The 26248-nt window shown below is 39.7% G+C and carries 26 protein-coding genes and 4 tRNA genes; 10 read left to right on the top strand and 20 right to left on the bottom strand.

The window, feature by feature from the left end; all coding sequences use genetic code 11:
• The first annotated feature begins 155 nt into the window (after positions 1–155).
• The 6 genes from FTT76_RS02590 (at position 156) to FTT76_RS02565 (ending at position 2882) form a co-directional block, all read left to right on the top strand.
• Positions 156–782 carry a superoxide dismutase gene (locus tag FTT76_RS02590; RefSeq protein WP_078192384.1) on the top strand — a complete coding sequence of 209 codons (627 nt, stop codon included), beginning with the start codon at positions 156–158 and terminating at the stop codon, positions 780–782.
• A gap of 811 nt (positions 783–1593) precedes the next feature.
• A tRNA-Asn gene (locus FTT76_RS02585) sits at positions 1594–1669 on the top strand.
• Between the two features lie 5 nt (positions 1670–1674).
• Positions 1675–1750 (top strand) — tRNA-Asn (locus FTT76_RS02580).
• Positions 1751–1967: 217 nt separating this feature from the next.
• Positions 1968–2043 (top strand) — tRNA-Asn (locus FTT76_RS02575).
• A 258-nt stretch (positions 2044–2301) separates the two neighbouring features.
• Positions 2302–2377 (top strand) — tRNA-Asn (locus FTT76_RS02570).
• A 22-nt stretch (positions 2378–2399) separates the two neighbouring features.
• Positions 2400–2882, top strand: coding sequence for a DUF2726 domain-containing protein (locus FTT76_RS02565; RefSeq protein ID WP_218945491.1), 483 nt, complete (start codon positions 2400–2402; stop codon positions 2880–2882).
• A 75-nt stretch (positions 2883–2957) separates the two neighbouring features.
• On the opposite strand, the gene FTT76_RS02560 is transcribed toward FTT76_RS02565, so the two are convergent.
• From FTT76_RS02560 to FTT76_RS02545, 4 genes are all read right to left on the bottom strand, one after another.
• A complete protein-coding gene (locus FTT76_RS02560; protein WP_168379169.1) occupies positions 2958–3218 on the bottom strand; it encodes a hypothetical protein in 261 nt (86 codons plus the stop codon).
• Between the two features lie 183 nt (positions 3219–3401).
• Positions 3402–4856 (bottom strand): S9 family peptidase, encoded by a 1455-nt coding sequence (locus tag FTT76_RS02555; RefSeq protein WP_180007668.1) that lies wholly within the window; start codon positions 4854–4856, stop codon positions 3402–3404.
• Between the two features lie 122 nt (positions 4857–4978).
• A complete protein-coding gene (gene ubiA, locus FTT76_RS02550) occupies positions 4979–5860 on the bottom strand; it encodes a 4-hydroxybenzoate octaprenyltransferase (RefSeq protein WP_180007667.1) in 882 nt (293 codons plus the stop codon).
• A gap of 22 nt (positions 5861–5882) precedes the next feature.
• The gene (locus FTT76_RS02545) at positions 5883–6368 is read right to left on the bottom strand and encodes a chorismate lyase (protein WP_111884531.1); all 486 of its coding nucleotides are present in this window, start codon (positions 6366–6368) and stop codon (positions 5883–5885) included.
• Between the two features lie 203 nt (positions 6369–6571).
• Here FTT76_RS02545 and FTT76_RS02540 point away from each other — a divergent pair, with 203 nt between their 5' ends.
• On the top strand, positions 6572–7486 hold the full coding sequence (locus FTT76_RS02540) for a polysaccharide deacetylase family protein (RefSeq protein WP_180007666.1): 915 nt from the start codon (positions 6572–6574) through the stop codon (positions 7484–7486).
• An 84-nt stretch (positions 7487–7570) separates the two neighbouring features.
• Here the strand turns inward: FTT76_RS02540 and FTT76_RS02535 are convergent, their stop codons facing one another.
• Both FTT76_RS02535 and glnA read right to left on the bottom strand, forming a co-directional pair.
• Positions 7571–7849, bottom strand: a complete 279-nt coding sequence (locus FTT76_RS02535) for a hypothetical protein (protein WP_180007665.1) — start codon at positions 7847–7849, stop codon at positions 7571–7573.
• Positions 7850–7945: 96 nt separating this feature from the next.
• Entirely contained in the window at positions 7946–9361 is a 1416-nt protein-coding gene (glnA, locus tag FTT76_RS02530; RefSeq protein WP_180004821.1) for a type I glutamate--ammonia ligase, read from the bottom strand.
• A gap of 1071 nt (positions 9362–10432) precedes the next feature.
• Here glnA and FTT76_RS02525 point away from each other — a divergent pair.
• Complete coding sequence (locus FTT76_RS02525; protein WP_180190006.1) at positions 10433–11638, top strand: tyrosine-type recombinase/integrase; 1206 nt, start codon at positions 10433–10435, stop codon at positions 11636–11638.
• Positions 11639–11959: 321 nt separating this feature from the next.
• Here the strand turns inward: FTT76_RS02525 and FTT76_RS02520 are convergent, their stop codons facing one another.
• The gene (locus tag FTT76_RS02520) at positions 11960–12154 is read right to left on the bottom strand and encodes a hypothetical protein (RefSeq protein WP_180190005.1); all 195 of its coding nucleotides are present in this window, start codon (positions 12152–12154) and stop codon (positions 11960–11962) included.
• 118 nt (positions 12155–12272) lie between these two features.
• Positions 12273–12455 (bottom strand): hypothetical protein, encoded by a 183-nt coding sequence (locus FTT76_RS02515; RefSeq protein WP_111884537.1) that lies wholly within the window; start codon positions 12453–12455, stop codon positions 12273–12275.
• A 264-nt stretch (positions 12456–12719) separates the two neighbouring features.
• Between FTT76_RS02515 and FTT76_RS17580 the strand changes: the two genes are divergently transcribed.
• Both FTT76_RS17580 and FTT76_RS02510 read left to right on the top strand, forming a co-directional pair.
• Positions 12720–12848, top strand: coding sequence for a hypothetical protein (locus FTT76_RS17580; protein ID WP_257235011.1), 129 nt, complete (start codon positions 12720–12722; stop codon positions 12846–12848).
• Positions 12849–12929: 81 nt separating this feature from the next.
• Positions 12930–13262 (top strand): GrlR family regulatory protein, encoded by a 333-nt coding sequence (locus FTT76_RS02510; RefSeq protein ID WP_111884538.1) that lies wholly within the window; start codon positions 12930–12932, stop codon positions 13260–13262.
• A gap of 52 nt (positions 13263–13314) precedes the next feature.
• On the opposite strand, the gene FTT76_RS02505 is transcribed toward FTT76_RS02510, so the two are convergent.
• The 12 genes from FTT76_RS02505 to FTT76_RS02450 all read right to left on the bottom strand — a co-directional run bounded on the left by FTT76_RS02505 (position 13315) and on the right by FTT76_RS02450 (position 26223).
• Complete coding sequence (locus FTT76_RS02505; RefSeq protein ID WP_180190004.1) at positions 13315–13812, bottom strand: hypothetical protein; 498 nt, start codon at positions 13810–13812, stop codon at positions 13315–13317.
• Positions 13812–14108: a DUF6527 family protein gene (locus FTT76_RS02500; RefSeq protein WP_180073705.1), complete on the bottom strand. Its 297-nt coding sequence runs from the start codon at positions 14106–14108 to the stop codon at positions 13812–13814. The genes FTT76_RS02505 and FTT76_RS02500 overlap by 1 nt, the downstream gene beginning before the upstream one ends.
• Positions 14109–14615, bottom strand: coding sequence for a lysozyme (locus FTT76_RS02495; RefSeq protein WP_180190003.1), 507 nt, complete (start codon positions 14613–14615; stop codon positions 14109–14111). It lies immediately after the preceding gene.
• Positions 14599–14886: a holin gene (locus FTT76_RS02490; RefSeq protein ID WP_180190002.1), complete on the bottom strand. Its 288-nt coding sequence runs from the start codon at positions 14884–14886 to the stop codon at positions 14599–14601. Before FTT76_RS02490 ends, FTT76_RS02495 begins: the two co-directional genes overlap by 17 nt.
• 59 nt (positions 14887–14945) lie before the next feature.
• Positions 14946–17435, bottom strand: coding sequence for a phage tail protein (locus FTT76_RS02485; protein WP_180190001.1), 2490 nt, complete (start codon positions 17433–17435; stop codon positions 14946–14948).
• Positions 17435–17857, bottom strand: coding sequence for an NlpC/P60 family protein (locus FTT76_RS02480; RefSeq protein ID WP_180190000.1), 423 nt, complete (start codon positions 17855–17857; stop codon positions 17435–17437). The genes FTT76_RS02485 and FTT76_RS02480 overlap by 1 nt, the downstream gene beginning before the upstream one ends.
• A 1-nt stretch (position 17858) precedes the next feature.
• Positions 17859–19805 carry a M14 family zinc carboxypeptidase gene (locus FTT76_RS02475; protein WP_180189999.1) on the bottom strand — a complete coding sequence of 649 codons (1947 nt, stop codon included), beginning with the start codon at positions 19803–19805 and terminating at the stop codon, positions 17859–17861.
• 56 nt (positions 19806–19861) lie between these two features.
• Positions 19862–20719 carry a DUF2163 domain-containing protein gene (locus FTT76_RS02470; protein ID WP_180189998.1) on the bottom strand — a complete coding sequence of 286 codons (858 nt, stop codon included), beginning with the start codon at positions 20717–20719 and terminating at the stop codon, positions 19862–19864.
• Positions 20716–21369, bottom strand: coding sequence for a DUF2460 domain-containing protein (locus tag FTT76_RS02465; RefSeq protein ID WP_180189997.1), 654 nt, complete (start codon positions 21367–21369; stop codon positions 20716–20718). The genes FTT76_RS02470 and FTT76_RS02465 overlap by 4 nt, the downstream gene beginning before the upstream one ends.
• Before the next feature lie 11 nt (positions 21370–21380).
• On the bottom strand, positions 21381–25064 hold the full coding sequence (locus tag FTT76_RS02460; RefSeq protein ID WP_257235010.1) for a transglycosylase SLT domain-containing protein: 3684 nt from the start codon (positions 25062–25064) through the stop codon (positions 21381–21383).
• Positions 25065–25142: 78 nt separating this feature from the next.
• Positions 25143–25913: a hypothetical protein gene (locus FTT76_RS02455; protein ID WP_180189996.1), complete on the bottom strand. Its 771-nt coding sequence runs from the start codon at positions 25911–25913 to the stop codon at positions 25143–25145.
• Positions 25914–25986: 73 nt separating this feature from the next.
• Positions 25987–26223 (bottom strand): hypothetical protein, encoded by a 237-nt coding sequence (locus FTT76_RS02450; RefSeq protein ID WP_151836709.1) that lies wholly within the window; start codon positions 26221–26223, stop codon positions 25987–25989.
• Between the last annotated feature and the right edge of the window lie 25 nt (positions 26224–26248).

The raw sequence follows: 26248 nt of genomic DNA, 5'->3' as shown, positions 1-26248 counted from the left end.
TTAAATCGTCTTGGTCTTTGGCTCAGTCCTTATACGTATATTTTCAGGCTTTATTCTGTATTGTTATTTATAAGCAATGCGCATTTTACTGCAAGAATCTATTACAATAACGGCACTTAATGTCAAAACCCAGCAAAATGCAAGGAATTGAAAACATGACAACGATTACTTTACCAGCGTTACCTTACGGTTACGAAGATCTTGCTCCGCACATCAGCAAAGAAACTTTAGAATACCATCACGACAAACACCACAATACTTATGTGGTTAATCTAAACAAAGCAATTGAAGGTACTGACCTTGCTGGCAAAACTTTAGAAGAAATCATCACTGCTGTTAAAGGCGATGCTTCTAAAGCTGGTATCTTCAACAATGCAGCCCAAGTATGGAACCACACATTCTACTGGAACTGTATGGCTAAAAACGGTGGCGGTAAAGCTACTGGCGCTTTAGCAGCTAAAATCGACGAAGCTTTCGGTTCTTACGAAAAATTCGCTGAAGAATTTGCAAATGCTGCTGCAACTCAATTCGGTTCAGGTTGGGCTTGGTTAGTTGCTGACGAAGTAAACGGCAACCTTTCTATCCTTAAAACTTCAAATGCTGACACTCCACTTGCTCACGGTAAAGTTGCTGTGTTGACTATCGACGTTTGGGAACACGCTTACTACATCGACTTCCGTAACGCTCGTCCTAAATACATCTCTACTTTCTTAGAAAGCCTAGTGAACTGGGACTATGCAAACGCTAAATATGCAGGTCAAGCTGCTGGCGTTGAAAAATAAGTTTTAAAACTTATTCAAAAGTCAAAAAAATCACCCTTTTAGGGTGATTTTTTATGCTTTAAATATCATACTGCCACAACAAACAATATTACACAAAAGAATGAATCAAGAGCCATTACTAATCATAAAAGCAAAATATACCAAAATATTAGTGATGTTTATCTTTATCACTATAATCCAGTATGTGAGTTACTCTTATGTTCAAGAATCTATTAAATATAGTTTTAATTCAGCACTAATACTGACTGGATTATCAATTATGGAATTCGTCTTAATTTTACTTATCATCAAAAATGGACTGCCACAAATTAGATTTTTCGAAAGTCATTGTATAATTCAACTTTATATAATGAAAATTCAGTTTAACTATGATCAAATAGAAAGCATATCCATTAACAACACAAAAAGTCACTACAAACTATTACCTGTCGGTAATGAATATTTATTAAGGATTGTATTCAAACACAATCAAAATCTTTTTAATCTATACCAAAACACCATTAAACCTGTTATGTCTTTTTCTAAATTTCATTTAGATACCTTCGCAAACCATCAAATTTTAGAAATATATTTATTATTCCAAATTATAATTCCTTTAGATCAAGAGAAACGCATAACTACGCTTAAAAATTTAAATCTACAAAATTTGACGATAAAGCAAATCAGCAACCTAGATGATATAAAAAACTTCAAAAATAACCACTATTTAAGAAAAAATTTCTAGACTTGAACAATAAAAAAACATTCAAATAGTCATTTCATCAAATCTGCTTGACCACTTTAAAATTCATCCCTAAAATGCGCATCAGATTCTCCAATAGCTCAGTCGGTAGAGCGACGGACTGTTAATCCGCAGGTCCCTGGTTCGAGCCCAGGTTGGAGAGCCATCTATTCTTCCATAGCTCAGTCGGTAGAGCGACGGACTGTTAATCCGCAGGTCCCTGGTTCGAGCCCAGGTGGAAGAGCCAGATTCTAAAAAACCCACTCATTACGAAGTGGGTTTTTTATTGCCTGTTGTTTAAGCAAAGCATACCTACTTTTTTGTTTATGCTTTCCTAAAAGTATCCGTATAAGTACTAACTTGTCTGATTCGGCTATTTTTAAAACACTTAATTTGATTTTTCTGTATTTTATTTAAATCAGGCTTGACCACCCTGCCATACATCTTTAGAATCCGTTTCAGATTCTCCAATAGCTCAGTCGGTAGAGCGACGGACTGTTAATCCGCAGGTCCCTGGTTCGAGCCCAGGTTGGAGAGCCAAATTCTAAAAGCCCACGCATTATGTCGTGGGCTTTTTTTATGCTCTAGGCTTTTATTTTTAAGATAAGAATCACTTGCTCTATGACCTAAGCTATTCACCGACCTCTCCTTCCACATTAGAAGCAATTATCAAAGCTTAAGTTTTAAAAACACTTTATATTAAAGGTGTTTATATTTAATACATTCAGCCTAAATTTTCTTATTTTTTGCAATTCCGACTTGACCTCACTGCATTTGCCCCATAGAATGCGTGCAGATTCTCCAATAGCTCAGTCGGTAGAGCGACGGACTGTTAATCCGCAGGTCCCTGGTTCGAGCCCAGGTTGGAGAGCCAAATTCTAAAAAGCCCACGCATCATGACGTGGGCTTTTTTCATATATGTAGTTTATTCCGTGCCAGATCTCAGTCAGTTCATATTTTTTATTATTGGTTGCTTGGCAACTTTTGCACTTGTCTGCTTAGTCTTTCCGAGACTGTTTAGAAGCAAACAAAAGTTTTTCCCACGTCGTGTAATCACTGCCTTTGAAAGTAAGATGTTTCATCGTTTAAATGAAGCATTTCCGAACTACCACATTTTAGCCCAAGTGGCTTTTAGCGCACTGATCACCAATCAAAATTATAAAATTAGGAATAGATTTAATCGAAAAGTCACTGATTTTGTCATACTTGACCAAACTTATAATGTGCTTGTGATTATCGAACTGGATGACCCTAGTCATATAGGCAAAGAGCAAGAAGATGCTGAACGTGATGCAATGCTTGAAGAAGCGGGCTACCGTGTAATCCGCTACACCAGTATTCCAACAGTTCACACGCTCAGGCATGATATAAATAAATAGTTGTAAAATACGTAAATCAAAATCAAACATTGAGTGAATGCGCATTGCATTCACATCGATAATGTAAACAGAATTTTATTGAGCATTTGACTCTTGAGCAGCCAGCACTTCTGATACTGCTTGGTCAGCCTCAGCAGCCAAAGCCTCATCTTGGGCTTCTTTAGCTTTAATGCGCTCAATCATTTCAGCTTGTTGTTGCTTATATTTTTCTTGGTTTTTGGCATCACTATTGACTGCAAGAAAAGCCATACTGACCAAAAATATAGGAATCAATAGCCCAAGTGCCATCAAAATGATCATCTTTTTGGTATTGGGCTTTGGCTTAACTTCAGACATAACGATTCTTTCATTTACATAAATAATTCGACGCCCAATATAGCAAAAAACAAAATTCGCTCAAGCCTTCATATCATTCTTTACTCTAACCAACTATACCCCCTCATTTTCACGGATTGAATGATTAACAATCCAATATTCAATAAAAAAAGGAGACATGCTCCTTTTTTATTATTTAAAAACTTAGCTTGAAGCAACTATACCCGTACAATGTGGACTTTGGCTCGCATCTTTTTGCTCATTGGTTAAATCAATACCTGTACCTGCGGACATTTTAGCTTGAATAAATTCGACCGCTTGCGCATTTCTACAGATAATCGCCTGTGTATGACTTGCTTTTGGCACAATATCCAATAAATATCCATCCTCATATTTTGCCTGTGGGAAGTATTTCACCGCTTGCAATTTCATATTTTCAAATAAAGCTTGAGTCACAGGAGGTAATACAGCTTTATCTTCTTCACCTTGAATAATATAAACAGGGGCTTTAATTACTTTGGCAGCAGTTGCATTCGTCGCTGGCTGATTATCATTTAAAAATTTCTGAACAACGGGATCGGTATCGATTTTATTCAAATCAATTCCGTACTGTGAAACCATATGCGTTGGATCTTTTAAGAATTCAATCACAGCTGCTTTAAACTGTTCTTGCAAACCATTTGCGCCATTTGGATCGGCATAACTTAAACATGCACCATCATCCCCTGTACGTCCATAGGCTTTTTCTGCAATAACACCAGCATCTGCAGTAAAGATATTTTTTAAATCATAATTTGGCTCATAGGCTTTAATACCCGAACTGGTCAATGCAGCATATGCCAAAAGCTCAGCATAGCCATCTGCAAGTTGCCCCATTAACGCATCTGCTTGCTGTGCATTGATTATGTTATTTGCAAGCGCGTAACGAATTTGAAGCAATTGTTCATCTAAGATATTGACGCCCTTACTCACGCCGTTGTCATCCAGATTTAAAGCAGGATCAAGATAGATCTTAATAATCGTCCCCAAACTCGATGCAGGTGCGGCTGCCACTGCCCCTTTATAGTTTGCATCCGTATTTGCAAATTCCGCCGTCCCTAAGGATGCATGACCACCTTGCGATTGACCGATCGACATCCACTGACCATTGAGTTGCTTACCATAATGTTCTTTTGCTGCTTTAACCGCAGTAAGTGCCGAATTTGCCGCACTCGATAAATTGAGGTATGGATGCACCCCCTTCGTACCTAAACCTTCATAGTCTGGTGCCACAATTACATAACCTGCCGCCATAAGCGTATTAGCTAGAATTTTAAAACGTGGATGAATTAGATTTTTACTTGGCGCACATTCATCTCCAGCCCCGACTGTTCCATGCTCCCATACCACAACACGATACCCATCTTTAGGTTGTGTAGCTTTTGGAAATAATACTAAGGCTGTTGCTGTTGCTGCTTTCCCCTGCACATTGGTCATGTTATACGTCATGACTTTAATGGACGATGTATTGTCTACAGTATCTAAAGCATAATTTGCTTCAGACACAAATGTTGATTTTTGATTCGAAGATGATGAGTCATTATCATCGTCATTACACGCGGTTAAAGACAGCATAGAAACTGCAACTGTCAGAGCTAATGCTATTTTTGAACTTTTCATAAAATATCCTTTTTAATCATTATTCTTTAAGCATGAAACTACATGCCTTTTTATTAATGCATAAAAAAAAGCACCCAAATAGGATGCTTTAGCTCATTTTAAACAGTTTCAGATCAATGACATTAAAGCGTCAGTGCCATGAAAATTCCAATAAAAATCATAAGCCCTACCCAACGGTTATGGCGAAACGCCCAAAAACATAACTGCGGATCACGGCCTTTGGTTTTAGTCCACTGGTAAATAAAATCGGCAGCCACAGCCAACAACGCGACCAAACCGAATGGCATCAAGAGATCTTCTAAATACAGTGCAGAACCAATTAGTACAATACTAAGCACCTGCAATAATGAAATAATTTCAATATCGTATTTACCAAATAAAATCGCAGTCGATTTCACGCCAATTTTCAAATCATATTCACGGTCAGTAATGGCATATTGTGTATCATACGCAACGGTCCACGCCAAATTACCAAAGTACAATAACCAACACGTTAAATCAGGTGTTTGCCCTACTGCGGTGTAAGCCATAGGAATCGACCATGAAAATGCCGCGCCTAAAAATACTTGTGGCAGATGCGTGTAGCGTTTCATAAAGGGATAAATGAACGCTAAAAACAATGCACCAAAGGACCAATAAAAAGTTTCTATCGGTAAAAAGAACAACATACATGCGCTAGCAAGCACCAAGATCAAGAATACATATATGGCTTCTTTAGCGCTAATTACGCCTGTCGCTAGAGGACGATGCTTGGTTCTTTCCACAGCACCATCGACTTTACGGTCAGCAAAGTCATTAATCGCACAACCTGCTGCACGCATAAATATCGTACCCAAAATCATAGGAATCAAAATACTGAATTGCGGTGTTCCTTGATTGGCAATCCACAGTGCCCACATAGTTGGCCAAAAAACCAGTTCCGTGCCAATTGGCTTATCGAAGCGACATAAATAGTAATAAGCTTCTAAACGCTGCTGCCAAGTAATCTTTTGCACCACGGCCATGACTGTCCTTCATCTGGTAATGTTATTTCTGCAAATATTGCTCAAAACTCGCTAAAAAAGTTTCCTGAACTATAAATTTACAACCATGCCAAGTATAACAGCTCTGACGTGTCCAACCATCGTCTAGCCACAGTACACGCCGCTCACACTTCGGATTGGTACGTTGAAATAAAAAATGTCCGATGGGTTTTTTTCCAATATGCTGAAAAATCCGCGCACGGCCTTGTATACTGAGGATTGGAAATATACTTTTTGCCTTGACCCACGGCTCAGCTTCACAGCCATATAAATAACTTTCACGTACCCAAGCTGTGTGCTGTATTGGCATTTGTAGCCACCGTGCATCTTGAAGCGTCATACGTTGAAATTGCTCAATACTCGGCTCAACCTTAAATACGCCTTGGGCAAAATCTGTTAATTGTTGGGTTAATGAACCCGAAGCATACAACCATGTTCTTAATTCAGGAGACATTCTTTTATCCCGCATTTCGCATGCTTGACGCTGCATATTTCATTTCCCTTATAAGCATTTGCTGAGTATAGCGAATCCTTAGTGTAACCAACTCAACATCGTTTTTCATGACCCATAGCTTGTTTTCAGTAAAATGAGCAAAACCAAAACGGCTTAAGTACTTCATTACATATGCAATCAACACAAACCTCACATACACAGTATGATGTCGTGGATAACCACTAAATTACACAAGCATAATGTTTCCATATAACCCACTACATGTTTTTATTTTTTTCGTTTTACTTTGTGCCAATATCACGGCTCAAGCAAAATCTCTTGCACTCAGTTTTGATGATGGATTAAATCCAGCGTTTAACGCACAAGCGGAACAAATCAATGCCCAAATTTTAAAACATCTGCATGATCAACAAATCAAAACTATTGTCTTCCCTAGCCTGATTAAAATTGGCGATTATCAAGGTAAACAACTGATTCAAGCGTGGGGACAATCTGGCCATCTGATTGGCAATCATAGTGCACTGCACCAAAACCTGAATAAAGAAAATGTCACATTAAAAGATTATCTGCACAGCATTGAACAGGCGGATACCGTGCTAAAAACGCTGCCAAATTACACACGTATTTACCGGTATCCTTTTTTAAAAGAAGGTAATAGCGCTAAAAAGCGTGATGCTGTCTATCAGTGGTTAGAGCAACATCAATACCGCATTGGCGGTGTGAGTATTGATGCCAGTGACTGGTTTTATAACCGAAAATATCTCGACAATGCCAAACAGCAAGACTTTGACAAATTAGAGCGTCTAAAACAAGCGTATATTGCTCACCTGCTTCACCGAGCGGATTATTATGACCAGCTTGCGCAGCTCACTTTACAACGTTCACCGCAGCATGTTTTGCTTTTACATGTAAATGCCATTAATGCCGCATTTTTAAAGGATGCCATTACTGCTTTTCAACAGCATGGCTGGACATTTATTTCAGCTGAGCGCGCCCTGCAAGACCCGTTATATGCACAGCACAGCCAAAACATCCCTGCGGGTGAAAGTGTGATTTGGTCGATTGCCAAAACTCAAGGAATTACACAGCTGCGCTACCCCGCCGAAGATGCGCCTTATGAAGGCGACAATTTAAAACAGCATGGTTTGAAATGACGTTTGGCAAATTTCTAGATATTCAATAAAAAATGACCTGCAACGTTGTAGGTCATTTTTTCAGTTCAATATTATCGTGTTGAATTAAAAGTTATCTGTCTTGGCAATGGCTTCAAACTTGCCTTGCGGCGTTTTAATCAGCACCAGCCCTTCGGTCGTAATATAAAAACTTTCAGGGTAATCAAACTCCAATGCCAACTCTGGGTTTTTCAGTTCGACAAATTGAGCCTGCTTATAACCTTCAACTGTCCGTCCCACTTCCAAATAAGTCACTTCTGAAAAGTTGAGTTTAAATCCCTTTGCTTGATCCGCTGGATCAATCCAAGGAAAAAAACCGGTATGTTTTTTACGTGGTTTTGCCATGTTTAGATATTCATTCAACTCTTTGCTTTATCTTAACCCATTCCATAAAAAAACCCGCACAAGGCGGGTCTTTTTACAGTGAAATTCTGTACAGAATTACAAGCTGTAGTACATGTCGAATTCAACTGGGTGAGTAGTCGTGTTAAGACGACGAACTTCTTCAGTTTTAAGTTCGATGTAGGCATCAAGCATTTCTTTAGTGAACACACCACCTTTAAGAAGGTAATCATGATCCGCAGCAAGCGCTTCAAGCGCCATATCTAGGCTATGAGCCACTGTAGGGATTTTAGCTTCTTCTTCAGGAGGAAGGTCATACAAGTTCTTGTCAGCAGCTTCACCTGGGTGGATCTTGTTTTGAATACCGTCAAGACCAGCCATAAGAAGTGCAGCGAAACCTAAGTATGGGTTCATCATTGGATCTGGGAAACGTGCTTCGATACGTTTGCCTTTAGGGCTAGAAACATAAGGAATACGGATAGAAGCTGAACGGTTACGTGCTGAGTAAGCAAGCATAATCGGCGCTTCGAAATGTGGAACTAAACGTTTGTACGAGTTAGTTGATGGGTTTGTGATTGCGTTCAATGAACGAGCGTGTTTGATCACACCGCCAATGAAGTACAACGCCATTTCTGAAAGACCAGCGTATTCATCACCAGCAAACAAGTTCTTGCCATCTTTAGAGATCGACATGTGAACGTGCATACCAGAACCGTTATCGCCAACCATTGGTTTAGGCATAAATGTAGCAGTTTTAGCATATTGGTGAGCAACGTTCCAAACAGCATATTTGAACTGTTGAACTTCGTCCGCTTTGCGAACCATAGTGTTGAAGCTTACACCGATTTCAAGCTGGCAAGATGCAACTTCGTGGTGATGTACTTCTACACGACCTGGGCCCATGATATCTTCGATTTTTGCACACATTTCTGCACGCATATCTTGTGAAGAATCAACAGGAGGGACTGGGAAGTAACCACCTTTCACACGTGGACGGTGACCAGAGTTACCCGCTTCATAATCTTTACCAGTAGACCAAGCAGCTTCTTCAGCGATTAATGTGTGGCGCGCGCCAGACATATCGATGTCCCATTTTACTTCGTCAAAAACAAAGAATTCTGGTTCTGGACCAAAGAAAGCTGTATCACCGATACCAGTTGATTTTAGGTATTCTTCCGCACGACGAGCAATAGAGCGTGGGTCACGTTCATAACCTTGACCAGTTGAAGGTTCGATAACATCACAAGTCACAACAACTGTAGCTTCTGCAAAGAACGGGTCGATAAAACAAGTTTCTGCATCTGGACGTAAGATCATGTCAGATGCTTCAATGCCTTTCCAACCAGCAATTGAAGAACCATCAAACATTTTGCCATCTTCAAACGTATCTTCGTCGATTGAATCTGCTGGGTAAGTTACGTGTTGTTCTTTACCCTTAGTATCAGTAAAGCGAAAATCGACCCATTTTGCGCCACTTTCTTGGATGAGTTGAAGGACCTTGTTCGCCATGCTCATTTTGCTCCGATGATTTTTTTGTGCACACTGAAGTGCGTGTTAGTAGTTGGTAGTTATTAAGCAATTACCGTACCAACTTTTAAAAGCCAAGCTAAAATATTGAATTCCTTATCAGAATAGAAGATTTTAACTCCTTGCTTTTCGACTATTATACTGTGTGTAACAGTAAATGCACCATATTCAGCCACTCTTCATCACTTTTGTTTAAAAACTTCTCGCAGGTGTATCAAAATAGTGCAACTTGGTTTTGCACTAGTATGCACCAAAATGATTAATCGCTTTCAACGATAAAATCATTGAGATTTTATCAAAGCTTTAAGGTCGAATTTAAATACGATAGAAACTAATGGTTTAGCTAGTTCTAGATGGAAAAATACCAGCGTGATAACTATATTCATGATCGATATTTAGGTTTTTTGAGCCCTTAAAGCACTCTTTTTTTGAAGTAGATTTAACCATTTTGTTTTAATTTTGATCAATCTACCTTTGCATTAATTGTGCTCCATTTTGGTGATTTTGCTTCAAAACGGTTCATATTTTTCCAGCTAGAGCCTGAATTGCAATTTTTAACGACAGTAAGCAGATCTTTTTAAAATATCAATTGAACACATTTTAAACACTTAAATTCAGCCTATTGCTTTGTTCAACTTAAATCCTAAATTTATAAGTCGATAATTTGCTGAAATGATTTCAGTTGCGATGAACTTTGGCGAAATTGTTCAGCAGAAATTGAATAATATTTGCTATGATTGGCTGCATTCTAAATATTTCACTATTTTTCTATTTAAAATATCCACACGATATTTGGGTCAATATACAACTATTTAGAATCATTTCGGACTATTCTAAGCACAGTTAAGTGCATAAATTTCAAAGGTTAATACGCTCATGCTTTTGATGATCGAAAAAAAGTACTGAGATTCACACTACTCCCCATTAGTTCCTTTGACCTACATAACAGTCTGATTTGTTACAAAATAGGTTTGTATTAGTTCCTTTTAGTTCTTCTTAATCCGGTACATTTACGGGTAATATTGCGGGTAACCTTAAATTTACCCGTTCGTTACCCGTATGGCCTCCAATAAGCTTACAGATGCAAAAATTAAAACACTTAAACCACAAGAGAAAGTTTACCGAATATTAGATTCAGATCGCCTGTATATTGAAGTTCGCCCATCAGGTACGAAAGTTTGGCGTTTTAAATTTACGCATCAAGGTAAAGAGTCATCTATGAGTCTTGGTGAGTATCCATCAATCGGTTTAGCTGATGCTCGCATTTTGCGTGAAGAAATGAGGGCAAAACTTGCTAGAGGAGTTCACCCTGTTTTAGAGAGAAAGCAGCTCAAACTTGAAGAAGAAAGCAAACTAACAAATACTTTTAAAAATGTTGCTTTAGAATACTATGCAGAGCGCCTAAGCTCTAAGACTGAAAACTACAAAAACCAATTTTCAGTTTCTATGGAAAAAGATGTATTTCCGGCTATCGGATCTAAAGACATTAAAGCCGTAACGTCAGCTGATGTTTTAGGTATTTTGAAAAATACTATTAAACGAGTTAGATCTCAAAAGAATCGTGGCACTGGTGAGGTTACAGCAATACAGAATAGGAAGTTTATTGGTGCTGTTATGCGATATGCCATTGCTACCCTACGCGCTGAGAATGATCCAACATATGCTGTTCGTGATGTGGTTATCCGCCCTGAAGTTACCCATGCAAGAGCATTAAGTAAAGATGAGCGTATCAAGGTCAGAACTCGCTTAGAAACTTACGGCGGCACTGAAACGGTAAAAAATGCTGGTCTTATGCTGCTTTACACGATGCTTAGAACCATAGAAATACGTCGCATGGAATGGTCTTGGGTAGATTTTGACGATCGCATCGTAACTTTTCCTAAGGCTGCCATGAAGAAAAGCCGCGAACATATTCTTCCGATGTCGGAACAAGTCTACGCAATTCTAAAAAACCAATATTTAAATTCTGGTAATAAAGTTTATGTGTTCCCTTCGGTTTATAAATCGGATTCAATGCTTAACCAGATGACCCTAAATAGAATGTTTCAACATTTAGCTATTGAAGATGTTTCAGCTCACGACTTGCGTGCTACTGCTTCTACTTTGCTGAATGAATATGGCTATGATGAGAAATGGATTGAAGCTCAACTTGCACATGCTGACGATAATAAAACCCGAGCATCATACAATCACGCAAAATATTTGGCTGATCGTAGGAAAATGATGCAAGATTGGGCTGATATGGTAGATAGATGGAAACAATAAAGCCTTCTATTGTTGCTGGGTACTTCTTTCTTTGAAGTACTTTATACAACCCTCTATAGATTCAGCATTTACGTGGTACAAGCCTAGAATATTATCGAGATTTTGTTCTTTCAGAGTTGACCACATCTCTTTACTATTTCAGATGAAGAATTGCGATTAATATTTTTAACTTACAGAGTCATAACTTACCTTTATGTTTTGTTTTCAACCTTCTGTTTTAAACAATAAATAAATTTTAATTAACAGAAACGTTAAAAAACAGCACTGGGTTATGTATTTAGAACATAGTTATAAGACATTTAATTTACATTACAAAAATTGTTAAACATATTTACCTAAATATAAAAACTTTTTAAAATATGCCTTTCTACCATCTGCATTTAAAATAAAATGGTAGCAAAACTTATCATATTTATTACGATGCTTATAATCATTATTATTCTGCTGAAATTCTTTATTCAACAATATTTCTTTAAAATTCAAATTTGTTACTTCAACAACTAGTTTTGTATCCATGACATTCACCTTTTAAACATAATGATTATTAACGGGATAAAGCAACTAGAAATCACTCAAAGTCAAAGGCGGTGTGGTCAGCTCCCCCTTTAACCCTGCATCAGAGACAAAAAACAACTCAATTATTTTTTTTATCTTGTTGTTGCTCTTTGTTTATTTGAGCCTGATCTTTTTTTTGCTCATGTTTACTCTGATGTTCACTAACTTGTTGCTGTTTTTGCGGTTGATTTTCCTGATCACTATCAGGTTGTTTATGTGAATCTTGATTCTGTTTAGAACCTGGCTGTTTAAAGTTTGGCATAACTACTTCCTATATTTGTCATTAGCATTAGTGACAAATACAGATTGGACCCTTTATTTATATATAGATACTATTTAAATGTATCAAGAAATATTATTAAACTTTTAGTAAAATACATTCTTATATTTAATAGCCTGTTATAACTAAAAATCAAATAAATTTTATATTTTAATTTTCTTAATTATATTTTATTACAAAAATAACCTGAAAAAATAAATATTGAGTGCTATTTATTTAATCTCCAAGTAAAGAAGTAGGTGCAAAATGAAAATTTTAAAAATATTAGGTGCAAGTATTTTAGCTGGCTGTTTATACAGAAAAATAAAAAACCAGAAAAAATCTAAATGTGCACTTAAAAATGATGCTGAAACTCAGGCATCAGCCACTAAATGAATTATTAAAAACTCATTATTTAGTTTTTAATACGTTCAATATCAAACAATTACTCACAGTTTATTTATATCGAGAACACTAATGAATAACGGTGTTTATTTACTTATTTTTAAAAGTATTAATATTGATTTTGGCACCGGAATTTTGGTTGTGAACAACAACATAGCCAATGGCGGCGATACTATATATTCATATACTGGCGAAATAAATGATACACAGGTTGTGTTTGAGTTTATCAAACACAATATTGAAGCACATTCACTCTTCGGGAATGTTGGCAAACTTAAGCTTAATCTGACATGTCACCCAGAGCCTGAGGGCTATCTTATGAAAGGTAATGTAGAGAATATCCAGTCTGTCCCATTGGTCATTAAAGCTAAGTTTATTGGTCACATTGCTAAAGAGTCTAACTAGTAGCAGTTCAGCAATAATTTAAAAAGCATAGCCCTCACTTGAGGGCTTTTTATTATGGCCAAGCATCATTTAATCGTTTTGCATCAGCTGCGTGTTCATCAGCTCGTTGCGCCACTGTTCGATACTCATTGACGCATTTTTCGAGTACGACACCACTGGCACTGGCGTACTCAATGATGGTTTCTCGGGTAGCTGTGGACATACGATTTGAGGCTGTATCGATTTGCTTTGACAGCCGATCAATAGCGGACTTAGCGCTATTGCTATCAGCAATAATTTGTTTGATATCATCACGATGTTGAATCTCCGCTTTGAGTAGCTTTTCAGACCATTGTTTTTCTTTTGCGATAGCATCTGCTTTCGCTTTTTCAGTTAATGCCTCAGCCTTGGCTAGATCGGTTTTATATTTCGCATCAAGTAATGCGTAATCATCTTGCCAGCTTGAAACTCGCCATGTCTGCACACCAAAGCCGATAAGTGCAAGCAATAAAAAAGCCGCCAAAAAGATAATGACGGCTTCATAAAATTTAGCTAAAAATGTCTGAAACATTAGAATTCCTCCACTGGCAATAAATCAACTGTTTGCCCAGCTAAACTATGATTGCAATCAGATAAGAATTGAATCTTCCCATCAGTGATAAATGAGTGGCACTGGCTTGGATGCCCCTGATTTACCATCAATGAAGGCGTGAATGTTGGAGCATCTAAATTCCCATTAAAGCCCCATCGAATGCGATGTTGTTCACCAACATGGATAGGATGTAAGGTTTTGCATCCCGGACACTCAATAAAATAAATGCCATTTGACTCAAGCAAAATATTGCTTACTTTCTTAAATTCACCCATTCACTGCGCTCCCATACATTTAGAATGACGTTCAAGCTGTCGAATCCACACGCCATAACAGTTATTTGACCGAATAGAACAGTCGCGCTTGGATACGTATTTCCATTTCAGCAACGAGTTACATGCCTGCTTATATTGTCCCGCTTTCAAATTGCGTAGCATTGAAGATGAGCGCCAGTTAGCTGCACCAAAATTGTATGAAAAATCGAGGTACACATCGTATTCAACTTGCGAAAGTTTCACGCCTTCAAGTGAATTTCGAAATGCAATCTCATCTTTAGACACGTGCGCTTTTGCCCATTCTTGAGCGGTCTTGCGCGTGATTGGCGGATCAGTCATTTTGATTGGCTTACCATTTGGTTTGGTTGTAGATCCAATGCCCTGTGTTACAACCCCACCGCTATCTTTATAGGGTTTTGCTGAGTAACCTTCATACTTTTCTAAACCTACAAAAAAAGCAGCCGAAGCTGCTAATCCTACTGCCCAAAACTTAGTCTTGTTTGACACTGCATTCACCATTGGCTTTTTTTAAAGCAATTCGATGTAGTTCATCTGCACGTTTGTTTTCTTGTCGCTTGTAGTGCCAATTGATTAAAAAACTCATAAAGCTAACCAACAGACCTGCAATTGCGATAATCAAACCCAGTGCCGTCACCGGATCTAAACCTAAAAATTTCCCAGACAAGCTAGCTATTGACCCCCCGACTGCTGTTTTTGCTGATATTGAAGTAACTGCTGCGCTTGCCTCAGTAATTGCTTGTCCCGCCGTTTCAGACATATCGCCCCCTAATTTTTGGCATAAAAAAAGCACCTGATGGTGCTATATGGTTGAAAACTTTAACTATCAGCAGTTGCCTGTGTGATTCGTGTTGAATAGTTCCACGAGGTCGGCTTCCACACGTCCCGCGCAGCAACACGCACATAATATGTAGTCGTTGATTGCAAACCACTGATCGTGCAAGCATTTTCGGTACCCGTCCAACGTGCTGCTGTTGAATCAGGATCGAAGTTCGCATTGGTACTGATCCACACCTGGTAATCTTTCAGATCCGGAACCTCACTTGGAATCCAAGTCACTGTGATTGAATTTGCAGTTGCCGATGTGTACACGTTCAACAATTGTGGTGGCACCGGATTACTGATATTCAGCTCCGCAAAAGTACTAACAATCGAACCGTTTTTACTTGCAACACGTACTGTATAAGCACGTTGAATACCGTCGATTTTTGCTTCATCCATGCTGTATGAATAATCGGTATTCGTTGTATCAACAGTTCGAAGCAATAAACCATTCGACCAAATCTGAACAATATAACCTGTAGCACCAGCCGCACTTTGCCATTGAACTTTAAAGCTCGTTCCTTCAAATGCAGATTGAAGTGATAAACCTTTGACACCTGCAGGACGCCCCCCGTTGATGGTGTAAATGTATGCCGTCACTTCATCCAAGGTTTCTTCTTTTTGCTCAAGACCATTGAAGCTTGTGAATTTCAAATAAATCTGTTTTCCCACCATATTTGAGTTGAAGTCATATTCAAAAATGGCTCGGTCAATACGAACAAATGATTCACCTGCATTATGTGTACTTGCATCATCAAAACGGCCACGAAGCATGCCACTTAATGTATAACGCCCTGATCCATCCAAGGTTGCATCAATATAGTTGATATATTCATCACCGACTTTACACAGTGTTGCATCAACTTCAGCATCTTCAAGCGTACCACCAAAGATCTGGCTTGAAGTATTCAATTGCACTTGCATCGATGTGTCATCCGCATCAATGGCTGAAACTAAGGTACCGTAACGCGCTGAACCATAGATTGTCCCGATCATTTCATAAGTCGTGTTATCTATACTCGCCCAGACGTTACAGCCACCCCAATTAATCCCACCTGACGCAGCTACCCAGATCTGATTTTTGCCACCGGTTAATTCTAAAGGAGGCTCAAAAATTGCTGGTGCATTGACATTACCGGGTTCCTCATTCCCACCTTGGTACCCATTCGATGATTGCAGATCATACTCAACTGCTGAACGAGATCCGACTGCTAACTCTTCAGCGGTAATCGAAAGCACACCTTCTTCATCTTCTTCAACACGAGTGATTCGCACAGGGAATCGATCAAGACCCAAAGATTCATCTGTAATCGTCACAATGTCCATTGGCTCAAGTCGGCAGTACTTCCAACCCAATTCGAACTCATATTCATTTCGAACATAGAGTTTTCGCTGTAATAGCAATTGCACCGCATGGCGAGCAATTTTTGGCTCACAGAAAAAGTCGAACTTGACTGGATCTTGTGTACGCAGACCGAACATTTCAATATTGGCTTGATCCTTTGCTTCAACTGTTTCAGTGTTGTATTGGTTGAAGCGATTCACGTATTCGATCTGGCAATGATTGTATGCATCTGTATCACGGCTTCGACGTACACGTACTGGTTGATCTTCTCCCAAGAAATCGTCATCTGTTAAGTGATAAACCGGTTCAAGATTTGGCGTAAATGTCACGCCATTTCCTGTCACTGCACTGTCACCGTATGAACGGATTTTTAAACCGTCTGGACTTGGTACCACTGCACAATTTACCGCTTCAACAATTTCATTGATAATTTCAAATGCTTCACGTTGTTCTGTCAAAGCAGGACTGATCAACAAATTAGTGGCTGCACAATAGGTTCGAAATTCAGATAAATCTGCCATATTCAAACTAGGTGCTGCACCGTACCGTGGATTTGTGATGAAGTCTTCAATCACGTCAGCGGGATTCGCATCATGAATCGTTTCTGAAAATGTAATGTCGCTGATCACTTCAAAATTGTGATTCGATAATGCTGCACTACCACCCAAGTCATAATTAGCACATGCGACATATCCAAGGAACGGATAATGCACTGCTTCATCTGGATGCTTGGATGCCAAATAGCCCCAAACTGGATTGTGATCACCATCAAAGAGTTCAAATCCAACTTGATCAATTGGCTTGAGTTGCACACCGCCTTCGGTTTTTGTGACGATCTGTTCTTTATCACGCCATACAATTCCAATATCTTTGATTTTGTTTTCACATAGACCAAGCATCAACGATGCTGAATACGTATATGTTGTGTTTTTGGTCTTAGTTTTACCACCTTTTCCACCAGATTTAGTCGTTGTCGTATGGGCAGTCGCTTTGAAGTCTCCATACCAAAACATATTCGCTGCAACACGATTTTTGCCGTAGACCAATGGCTGTGTCAGACCATACGCAGATTGCTGAATGCGCATCGAATTGATGCGCTTATCAGATGTACTGACTGTTGTAGTCCCAAATATTCCGCCCATTATTCTTTTAGCCTCTTCATACGAAAAAAGCCCGCAATTCTGCGAGCTAGACTTCCTTTTGTGCCATCTTGGAGTATTACTCCTTGATGAATATAGGAGTGAATAATCGTTGGCCATTCGACGACAATTGCACCATGACTGATGCATTTGCCAAAGTGATATAAAACAATGTCACCAGGCTGTGGCTCATCTACTTCATAGCACACAGATAAAACGTGCTCTAAATATCGTTGGCCAAGCTGGTGCATGTGCCAATCAGGTGGATATGGCCGTGGATCTAAGTGATCCATCAAGCCCACTTTTTCATAGACTTCACAGATCAATGTCCCACAATCTACCCCTACACCTTTGACACGCCCCTGGTGATGATAGGGTGTGCCGAGCCAAGTCATAGCTTCGTCGACTGCTTCAAGATTTTTCATTTTAGCTCACCGATGCTTTCGCGCGATGAATATTCAGAATACAAGTCATCAATTGATAGATTGAATAAACAGCAATCTTACGCATACCAATTCGACCACCGTTGGCTAGAGGATGTGTTGCACTATTTATGTTCTCAATCAACATCGCGGGCAAATTCTCACGAGTTAAAAATGATAAGCATGTCTTCGTGTTTAGTGACGGTGCGAGCCATAAGAATTGATTGTTTTCATTTCGCGTTGGGCTTAAATGTCGCAAACCGTAAGCTAACAATTCATCACCAATGTATTCAATCAAATCGTAGTTTGTGTTTGATGCGAGCCACCAAAGGTTGGTTAAGCTATCGTGACTATGCGAATCAATAAACATTAGAGCGTCAGATTGTGTTCTGTAGAAATCACGTAACTGTTGAGTTTCAGGCTGTGTGAAATCCTCCCAATCTCGGTTTAAATCAACGCCATTCGCATTTTCTCGCGTACCTAAAGTCACACCATCAGGGTTTGCAACAGGGATCACTTTATATTGAAAACCTGTACGAAGTCTTGAATAGCCGTCAATTTCGCGATGATAGCGAAGCAAGTTCTCAAAAAAACCAAACACACCCAAAGCACCACTATGCTCAATGCCATGAATAAATGACTGAATTACGATTTTTTGCGGCTTCTTATTTTCGTAAATACTTTCTAGTCGCTTCGGAGGTGGGTTTACTGTATAGCAATAAATCGCTCGACCTTGAACACTTGTCCCGACTTGTTCACGAGTTACAAAATCAGGAAAATCCGTCATTAATAAATCATACATATCATAAATTGACTGATGACTCGTAACAAGGTCAGTATTTGTAATGTTGTACCAAGCTGGTAAAGTCTCAGGCGCACGTTTTAATGTATTGCCATCACGATACAAATAGCTGTTTACAATTGTTGCATCAATCTCGCTAGACGTGGCTGTATTTAAATCCTTACCACTGTCTGTACGAACCCAATCTCGCCAAGTACCTGAAAACAATCGTTTAACGTACTCACGACCGTTGTTGTATTTCATCGTTAAGATGATTGCAGCACTTGAAATTCGCTCAACAGTCAAGAATCCTAGTGCGGATTCGGGCGGCTTATTTGTACATGTGTCAAGATGACCAGTGCTTGTGAATGCATACTGTGCTGTTGTTGTTAAGGTGTGAAAATCAATAGCTGCTGAGCTAGCGTTGAAAATAGTAACAGAACCAAGATCATCCGATGTCAGGAGCTTCTTCCAGGCACCAAATAAACCTGAAGTTGTTGTTCTGAAATAGACTTCGGTTGTAGTGATATACATCTGACGTACAATATTGTTTGTACTTGTTTCACCCACCTTAACAGCCATTACAAATAGTGTCCCTGCACTTCCTGTTCCGTACTTTGGAAAATTCTTTGATACTTCTGCATTGGTTAGAGAGTTATTAAAAACAGTAATCCCTGCTTTTGTGAAATCATTTAAATCTTGTTCAGGGAGTCCATAGTTATTCGGCTTGTATAGTGGGTTACTGTCAATAATAGAACTTAGATTCTGCTCATTTATTAACTTTTTCCAAGTTCCAAACACCCCCGATGTAGTAGTTCTAAAATAAGTATCTGATGCTGTGATATATACTTGACGTACAATATTGTTTGTACTTGTTTCACCCACCTTAACAGCCATTACAAATAGTGTCCCTGCACTTCCTGTTCCGTAAAACGGAAAGTTTTTAGACACATCAGGGTTTGTCACAGAGTTATTAAAAACAGTAATACCTGCTTTTGTAAAATTATTTAAGTCCTGCTCAGGAAGACCGTAGTTATTCGGTTTAAAAATCGGGTTAGCATTGGCAGCATCGAGTCCTAAAACATTTTCAGATAATTGCGCTAGTAATTCACGTACTTGTGAATGCTTTTTTGTACGATCACGAAATTCTTCTGGCGTAGGTAAAGGCATTTTCTCACCCCATAAAAAAACCCAGCATTCGCTGGGTATGGATTAATACAATTTGATTAAACGGCTGTTTCAGGTACCGGTATAAATGGCGCACCACGAAAACGAGCGAAATTGTTAAAACGGTTTTGGCAGGTTTCAAGACGCTTATCACATCCTGGATAAACCTTGATTCGTTGTCCCGCCTGCGGTGCTTCCAACAATGGCAAAGTCAATAACAAAGCCCCCGATTCATGCATGCGAATGGTTCGCTTTAGACCTGCATTGCCACCGTCCAAAAACTCGATTACGCCTTGCGTAAACCAACCTTGAGGCTGATTCACCTGACATAAAATTCGTGCTGTAGTACTGCCTGCTTCAATCGTCGTTTGCACCATGAAATTTTGACGCAATAGACCACATGCCGTATCGAATAACGTATTCGTACAGCTTGGCTGATACAAATTTCGTGGCATTTGCACATTCAATTCATCCAGATCTGACGCGACACTGGCCTGAATTGAATTTCTGTCTAAGTCAGGCTCAATGATTCTACCTTCGAACAACTTAATGGTGCCGGCACTGGTGTCCGTTGGTGTATTCATATCCATAAATATGCGCTCCAACTTAAATCTAGCACCATCTAATTGGCCATTATGAAACGCTTGAACAACATTGATGCCGTTCCATTCATTATCATCAATACAATCAATACTGATCGATAAATTATCAACTTCAATACCTAGTGACAGGCTAATTCCTTCACGACTGATGATGGGACCACTCGAACTATATGTTTGACCTGCAACAGTCAAATCAAAGTCATAATTCGTATATCGGAATTCATCACCTTGAACAGTGGTGATGGTGTACAGATCTGCCATCACAAACTGATCAGCATCAAGTAACGCAATTAGTTTTGCAGAAGCTGCTCTCATACTTTATTTCCTAATGATCCGATCATATCGACCTTGTTGGCTTTCCATAATTTGTTCATGAAGTTGGTGTATTGCTGTTCGTCATCGGCAAAGCGACAGCGATAGTAATACATTCCTTTCACCTCAAACTTATGACCTTGTTCCAAAGGTTTTGAAAGCGTAACTATGCCTGACTTAGTGACTTGAGCAGTTGTATCATCCCAGAACAGATCATCGTCGTTATCGCTCCAAAATTGCTGATTGTCGTTTTCATTCCAAAACGTTGGATCTACTTCAAAAACTGTCTCATCCTTTGTATGAGCCAAAGGAATCACGGAAGTATGCATCTGCTTATACAGTTGGAAACTTGTCGTACTTCCATCACCACTGTAAGAACACGTGTAATCGCAATCCTCTGGCATCTTAAAAAGAAAGGAATCGAATGCACCACGGCGTTCTAAAAAGAAACTTTCGAGTTGCTGTAATTCATTCTTACCTTTCGATTCACGCAGAAAGCCGAATGACAAAGATATTTCATACTTGGGAACGGCCTGATAACTTGCTCGAAGTTCCCGACCGTTCACTGACTCCATGATCTTTGTATTGAAAATGGGTTTTTTGCTGAGATCCCATTCGAGTCCTGGCAATTCAGGAAACAATACATCTGACACGATTTTCTCCCTTATCGACCAAAATTACGGTTGTAGCCTTTCAGACCACCAGCCAACTCACGCCCATGCTTTTCTAGGAATCGACGTACATCTTTCGAATCCCATGCCTGAATCGTGAAATTGTTAAAGGTTTGTGCTGAACTTCCACCGCCACCACCTATTCCTCCATCGGAGGTTAAGTTTTTACCCAATGCACGAATCGTGTTGGCATGCTGTTTAGGCAAGACCATTTCCTCTTCGTGAAGTTGAGTCACTGGATTCACACCTGCAGGAATATCGTAACCGCCTCGAGCGGATTTAATTTTCCCTGCAAGACCACCGACCAATGCCAATGCAGAAGCACCAGCCGCCACAGCAAGCACTGGACCAATGTAAGGAATGGATACCATAGCTTTAAATGCACCCGCCATCGCTTCCCAGGCATACATCATGATGGACTTGATTGCTTCACCCGCTTTGATGGCCAAACGCGCTAAGGCACCTGTACTGGTTGCCATGGTCTTGGTGGTTTCACCTGCGACTACGGCGCCAGTCTGTGCAGCTTGACCTGCGACTTCAGCAGCGGTTTCAGTTTTGATAAATCCAAGCTTTACAGCCAATCGAGTAGCAAGATTGGCCGCATATTTTTTCATTGGCGCTGTGATCATGCTTTGAATAAATGCTCCAGCCAGTTCTGTGAAAATGGCATTCATGGCATTTTTCCAAGTCAGTGTTCCATTCATCATGGACTGAATGCCCTTGTCCCATAGACCAGACATTCGTGATGTTAGATCACCAAACTTATCCTCAAAGTCTTTCATTTGAGCATCTGAAATCATGCCAGGTGTTTGGATATCAGACACCGATCTTTGATGATCTAATGCACTAATTTCATTAGTTACACCGCTTACCCCAGAACTATTCCCTGTGAGTTGACTTAGCTCTTGTTCAAGATCTAGGCGCTCCTGCAAGCCAATACGCTTGATGGCATACAACTGTTCTTCAAGTTGCTTTGCAAGACGTACCTTTTCAGCATTATTGATTCTCCCGGCATCAAGATCAGCGTCTAAACGCGCCATTTCTAGCTCGAATATTTGCTGAGACAAAATCATTTTGCCTTGAAGCTCTTCCTCATGAAGCGCCTTGAGTTTTTCAAGTTGTTCAACACGAATCGCTTTGATTTTGTCAGCGGCTTCCTGCTCAGCTTTGATTGAAAAAGCTTTCTTTTCTTCAGCTGACAATATAGAAGAATCAATTTCACTTAGTTCTTTCTTAAGATCTAAAGCAACCTGCTTACTTTCATCTGCATATTTATACTGTAGTGCTAGCATTTCCTTTTCAGCTTCTTCAGCTTTACGGATTTGCTCTTGAAGTGACTTATCAAAGTCTGAAGAGTCAGTCCCTGCTTCTACACCACTTACGCCAGCCATGTAGCCTTTAACATTCTTGACGTATTGACGGTTTATTGGACCAATACCAGTGCCACGATCAACATTACCCTCACCTGCATGATAAGCGGAAATAGCTTTACTAATATCACCATACTTATCTAGCAAGAAACGCATGTATTTGGCTGCGCCTTCAGCAGCTTGTTTTGTGTCGAATGGATCAGATACGCCAAAGCGCTTGGCGGTCATATCCAGCATTTGAAAGTTGCCTTTCGCCGTGCCGTATTTAGTCTGAACGCCTTCAACATTTCGACCCTTAGTCTCTTGCATGTTAAGAGCTGATAGCATGCCACTCGGCAAGCCATACTTGGCTTCAAAGCCTGAATAGTTAAACTTTTCAGCATTCGCTTTTACACGCGCATTGACCTGTAAAATCTGTTGCTGTTTTTCAAGCTCCTTAGTTTGACGTTTTTGAGTCTCCTCAGCCTTTTTCTCTGCATCTTCACGAGCTTCAACAGCTTGTTTTCGTGCCCATTCTTTATCAACAGACTCTTGTAGAACTTTAGGCATTGCAACATTGTATGGAGTCTTCGTTTCTTCCTTTTTGTCTGCATAAAATTCAGCTTTATCTCGTGAGAAACCGTTTTTCATCAAGGCCCCAACATATCGATCACGCTGATCGTTTTTGTTGGATTGATTTACATATTCCAGTTGCTGAGCATTAAGCTTTTTCAGAGCTTCTGTTTTTTCGTCAATAGAGTTTTTATGATCTTTATTGTCTTTAGTTCCCTGATTAACAATCTGGTTATATGTCTTTAAAACACCTTGAGCGCCGATAACAGCCTTTTTCTCCTTATCAACTGCTTTAGCTTGATCATCAATACTTGATTTGAGCTTATCACTTACAGTTTTTAAGTTATTAATTCCTGTAGCAAGTTGCAGAACAGTTATATGACCCTTATTGTATTCATCAAATAACTCTCCGGCTTTCTTTCGATCTTCATTGGAGGAGGCATAGTGGTCGGTAATCGTCTTGATTAGTCCTCGCATGGCCTTATCTTGATCTTTTAAGGATTTTGTAGCTTTATCCAGATCATCAGTGGCTTGACGAACTAATACACGTTGCTGGACTTTATCCAGTTTCTCATACTCTTCACGAAGTTGAGCAACTGTTTTGCCTTGTGTACTTAAAGCTGGAACTGCTTCATCACTGCTTCGTTTCATGTAAAGGAATGCAGCACCTGCAGCAACACCTTGAACTGCGAGCATTGCTAAGCCTGCAGGTCCACCAAGTAAGGCCGATGCACCCCGAAGAACTCCCATAGCTGTAGCGGTACGCATTGCCTGACCTTGAAGCGCAGACAATTGCATCTGATATGCCATGCCTTGGGCCACGCCGATCACAAACTCTTTAGCCAATACGGCGCATTGAACAACTAATTTCGCTGAAATAGCAGCACCTAAAGCGATAACTACAGCTTTGATATTGTCAAAGTTCTGCGCAATAGCAGTCACTGCAGGCGTTACTGAATTGATCAGCATTGCCTGGAAGCCTTGGAACTGAAGCTCTAGTGTGTAAAGGTTTTCTTTGGCTTTACCGAGGTTGTCCACCATATCTTTAGACATGATAGCGCCAGCATTCTTGGCTTCTTCACCCCATTTTTTAAAGCCTGCACCGCCGTCTTTGAGTAATGGAATAAGCAAACTGCCATCATTGACGATCTGCTCCATGTAGGTGATGGTTTCAGCGTGCGATAAATTGGCTTTTTCCAAACCATTGTAATATGCCTGGATAACTTCTGGACCACTTAAATCTTTGAACATATCGATGGTCACACCAATTTTAGGCGCAACCTTTTCAAAGAAGTCCATCATTTCGCCTTCACCACGGCGTGCTTCACCGAGACGATCTAGCGCATCCTTACCCATCATGCCGAACTGTTCTAATGACAATCCAGCTGTTTGAGCTCCCTTGGCAAAGTATTGGAAGTCTTCTACTGATTCACCCAGCATGTCAGACATTTTCTGAACTTCTGAAGCGGTACTAATGGCATTGCGAGTAAAACTGACCAATCCATCTACCGCTAAGGCTGAACCAATACCAGCAGCAATTTTTTTACCCAAGCCCAGCATTTGTGTAGAGATATTACTTGAGAGTTTATCAAAGGTCTTTTGAACACCAGATACATCAATCTGAAAGTCCACTTTTTTACCTGTGACTTCAATCTCTTGCGCCGTATCTTTGACAATACTTTCGGCTTCATTCATGCCTTTTTTAAGTTCGGAAGTCTTCGCACCAACGTGCACTTCCACTCGATTGTTGCTCATAATTCCTCTCTTACAGGCATAAAAAAACCGCCATTAAGGCGGTTCTTTAAAATCTATGGATTATCAGAATTTTTATCTTTAATTTTTCGTACCCAAGAATAAAACTGCATTATCTCGGCTACTTGTTTCAGTCACTGCATATAAAGTTTTGTCAGCTGAATCATAATAAGCCACACCCTTAACAGACTGTCCTGCCAGATAGCAAGGTGAATAACCAAAAACTAAATCAACATTGTAGTAAGGTGCATTTTCTTCAGCTGCTATTTTCCCTGAGAACGTACAGCCACTTTGTCCTTTACCTAAAATCACACCCGTATTTGAAATAGTTAAATTCGCATCTTCAATACCTTGTACAATCGCCGATTCTCCATAATAGGTGCCTGCAATTGTCGCTAGATTGGATGCTGTGTTGTTTAAATCCGTTTCATATACGGTATCGAATGTAACCTGATTTGAAGGTGAGTATGTAATTGTGCCTTTCAGGCTCTTCTTGGAATCAACTGTTCCACTAATTGATGTGCTGTAAACGGCAGCACCACCAAAATAAAAGTCTTTCCCGCTATTGGCTTTTATCGTATTACCAGAAACAGTGAAGTTTCCAGTCATGAATCCTGTAACACCAGCAGAATAAGGTGGTGAATATAAGAACCAGAATTTATTATTTTTATCCACCAATCCAACTACATTCTGTTCTTGATTGGTCTTTCCAGTATAAATACCTGTGACTTCAGCCTTTGATACTGGTGGGTTGTTACCCTCATTATTGGAAGATGAAGAATCACCTCCGCCACCTCCACCGCAAGCAGCTAAAGTAAAAGCTAAAAGACTCACCCCTAATACTTTTTTCATGGTTTTATCCAAGTTGTTATAAATTTCAAACAAACTTTAACCAACTCAAATATATAAATCAATCAGGGCAGCCTTAGCCACCCTGAGGAAAGTTCTGCAGATCCGCAAACAGATCATCTTCATCATCGCTTTGCGTATCGTCTGAACCTGTACTGTCTTCAATTCCCATAAATGCTTCAAGGATCCGACACAGACGCTGAATACCAACATGGCTGGGAGGACACTGCTTATGATACGCATTCAATGCTTTGACTCTTGGGAAATCCAATTCATTACGCACATAGTCGTAATCCTTGCCCAATGTCAGCACCAAATGCGTGTACAGCTCCTCCCAG

The sequence above is a fragment of the Acinetobacter sp. YH01009 genome, from assembly GCF_013420765.1.
GTDB lineage: Bacteria > Pseudomonadota > Gammaproteobacteria > Pseudomonadales > Moraxellaceae > Acinetobacter > Acinetobacter amyesii.
The sequence above is the reverse complement of the archived record's forward strand: the minus strand, read 5'-3'. Positions and strand labels throughout refer to the sequence as shown.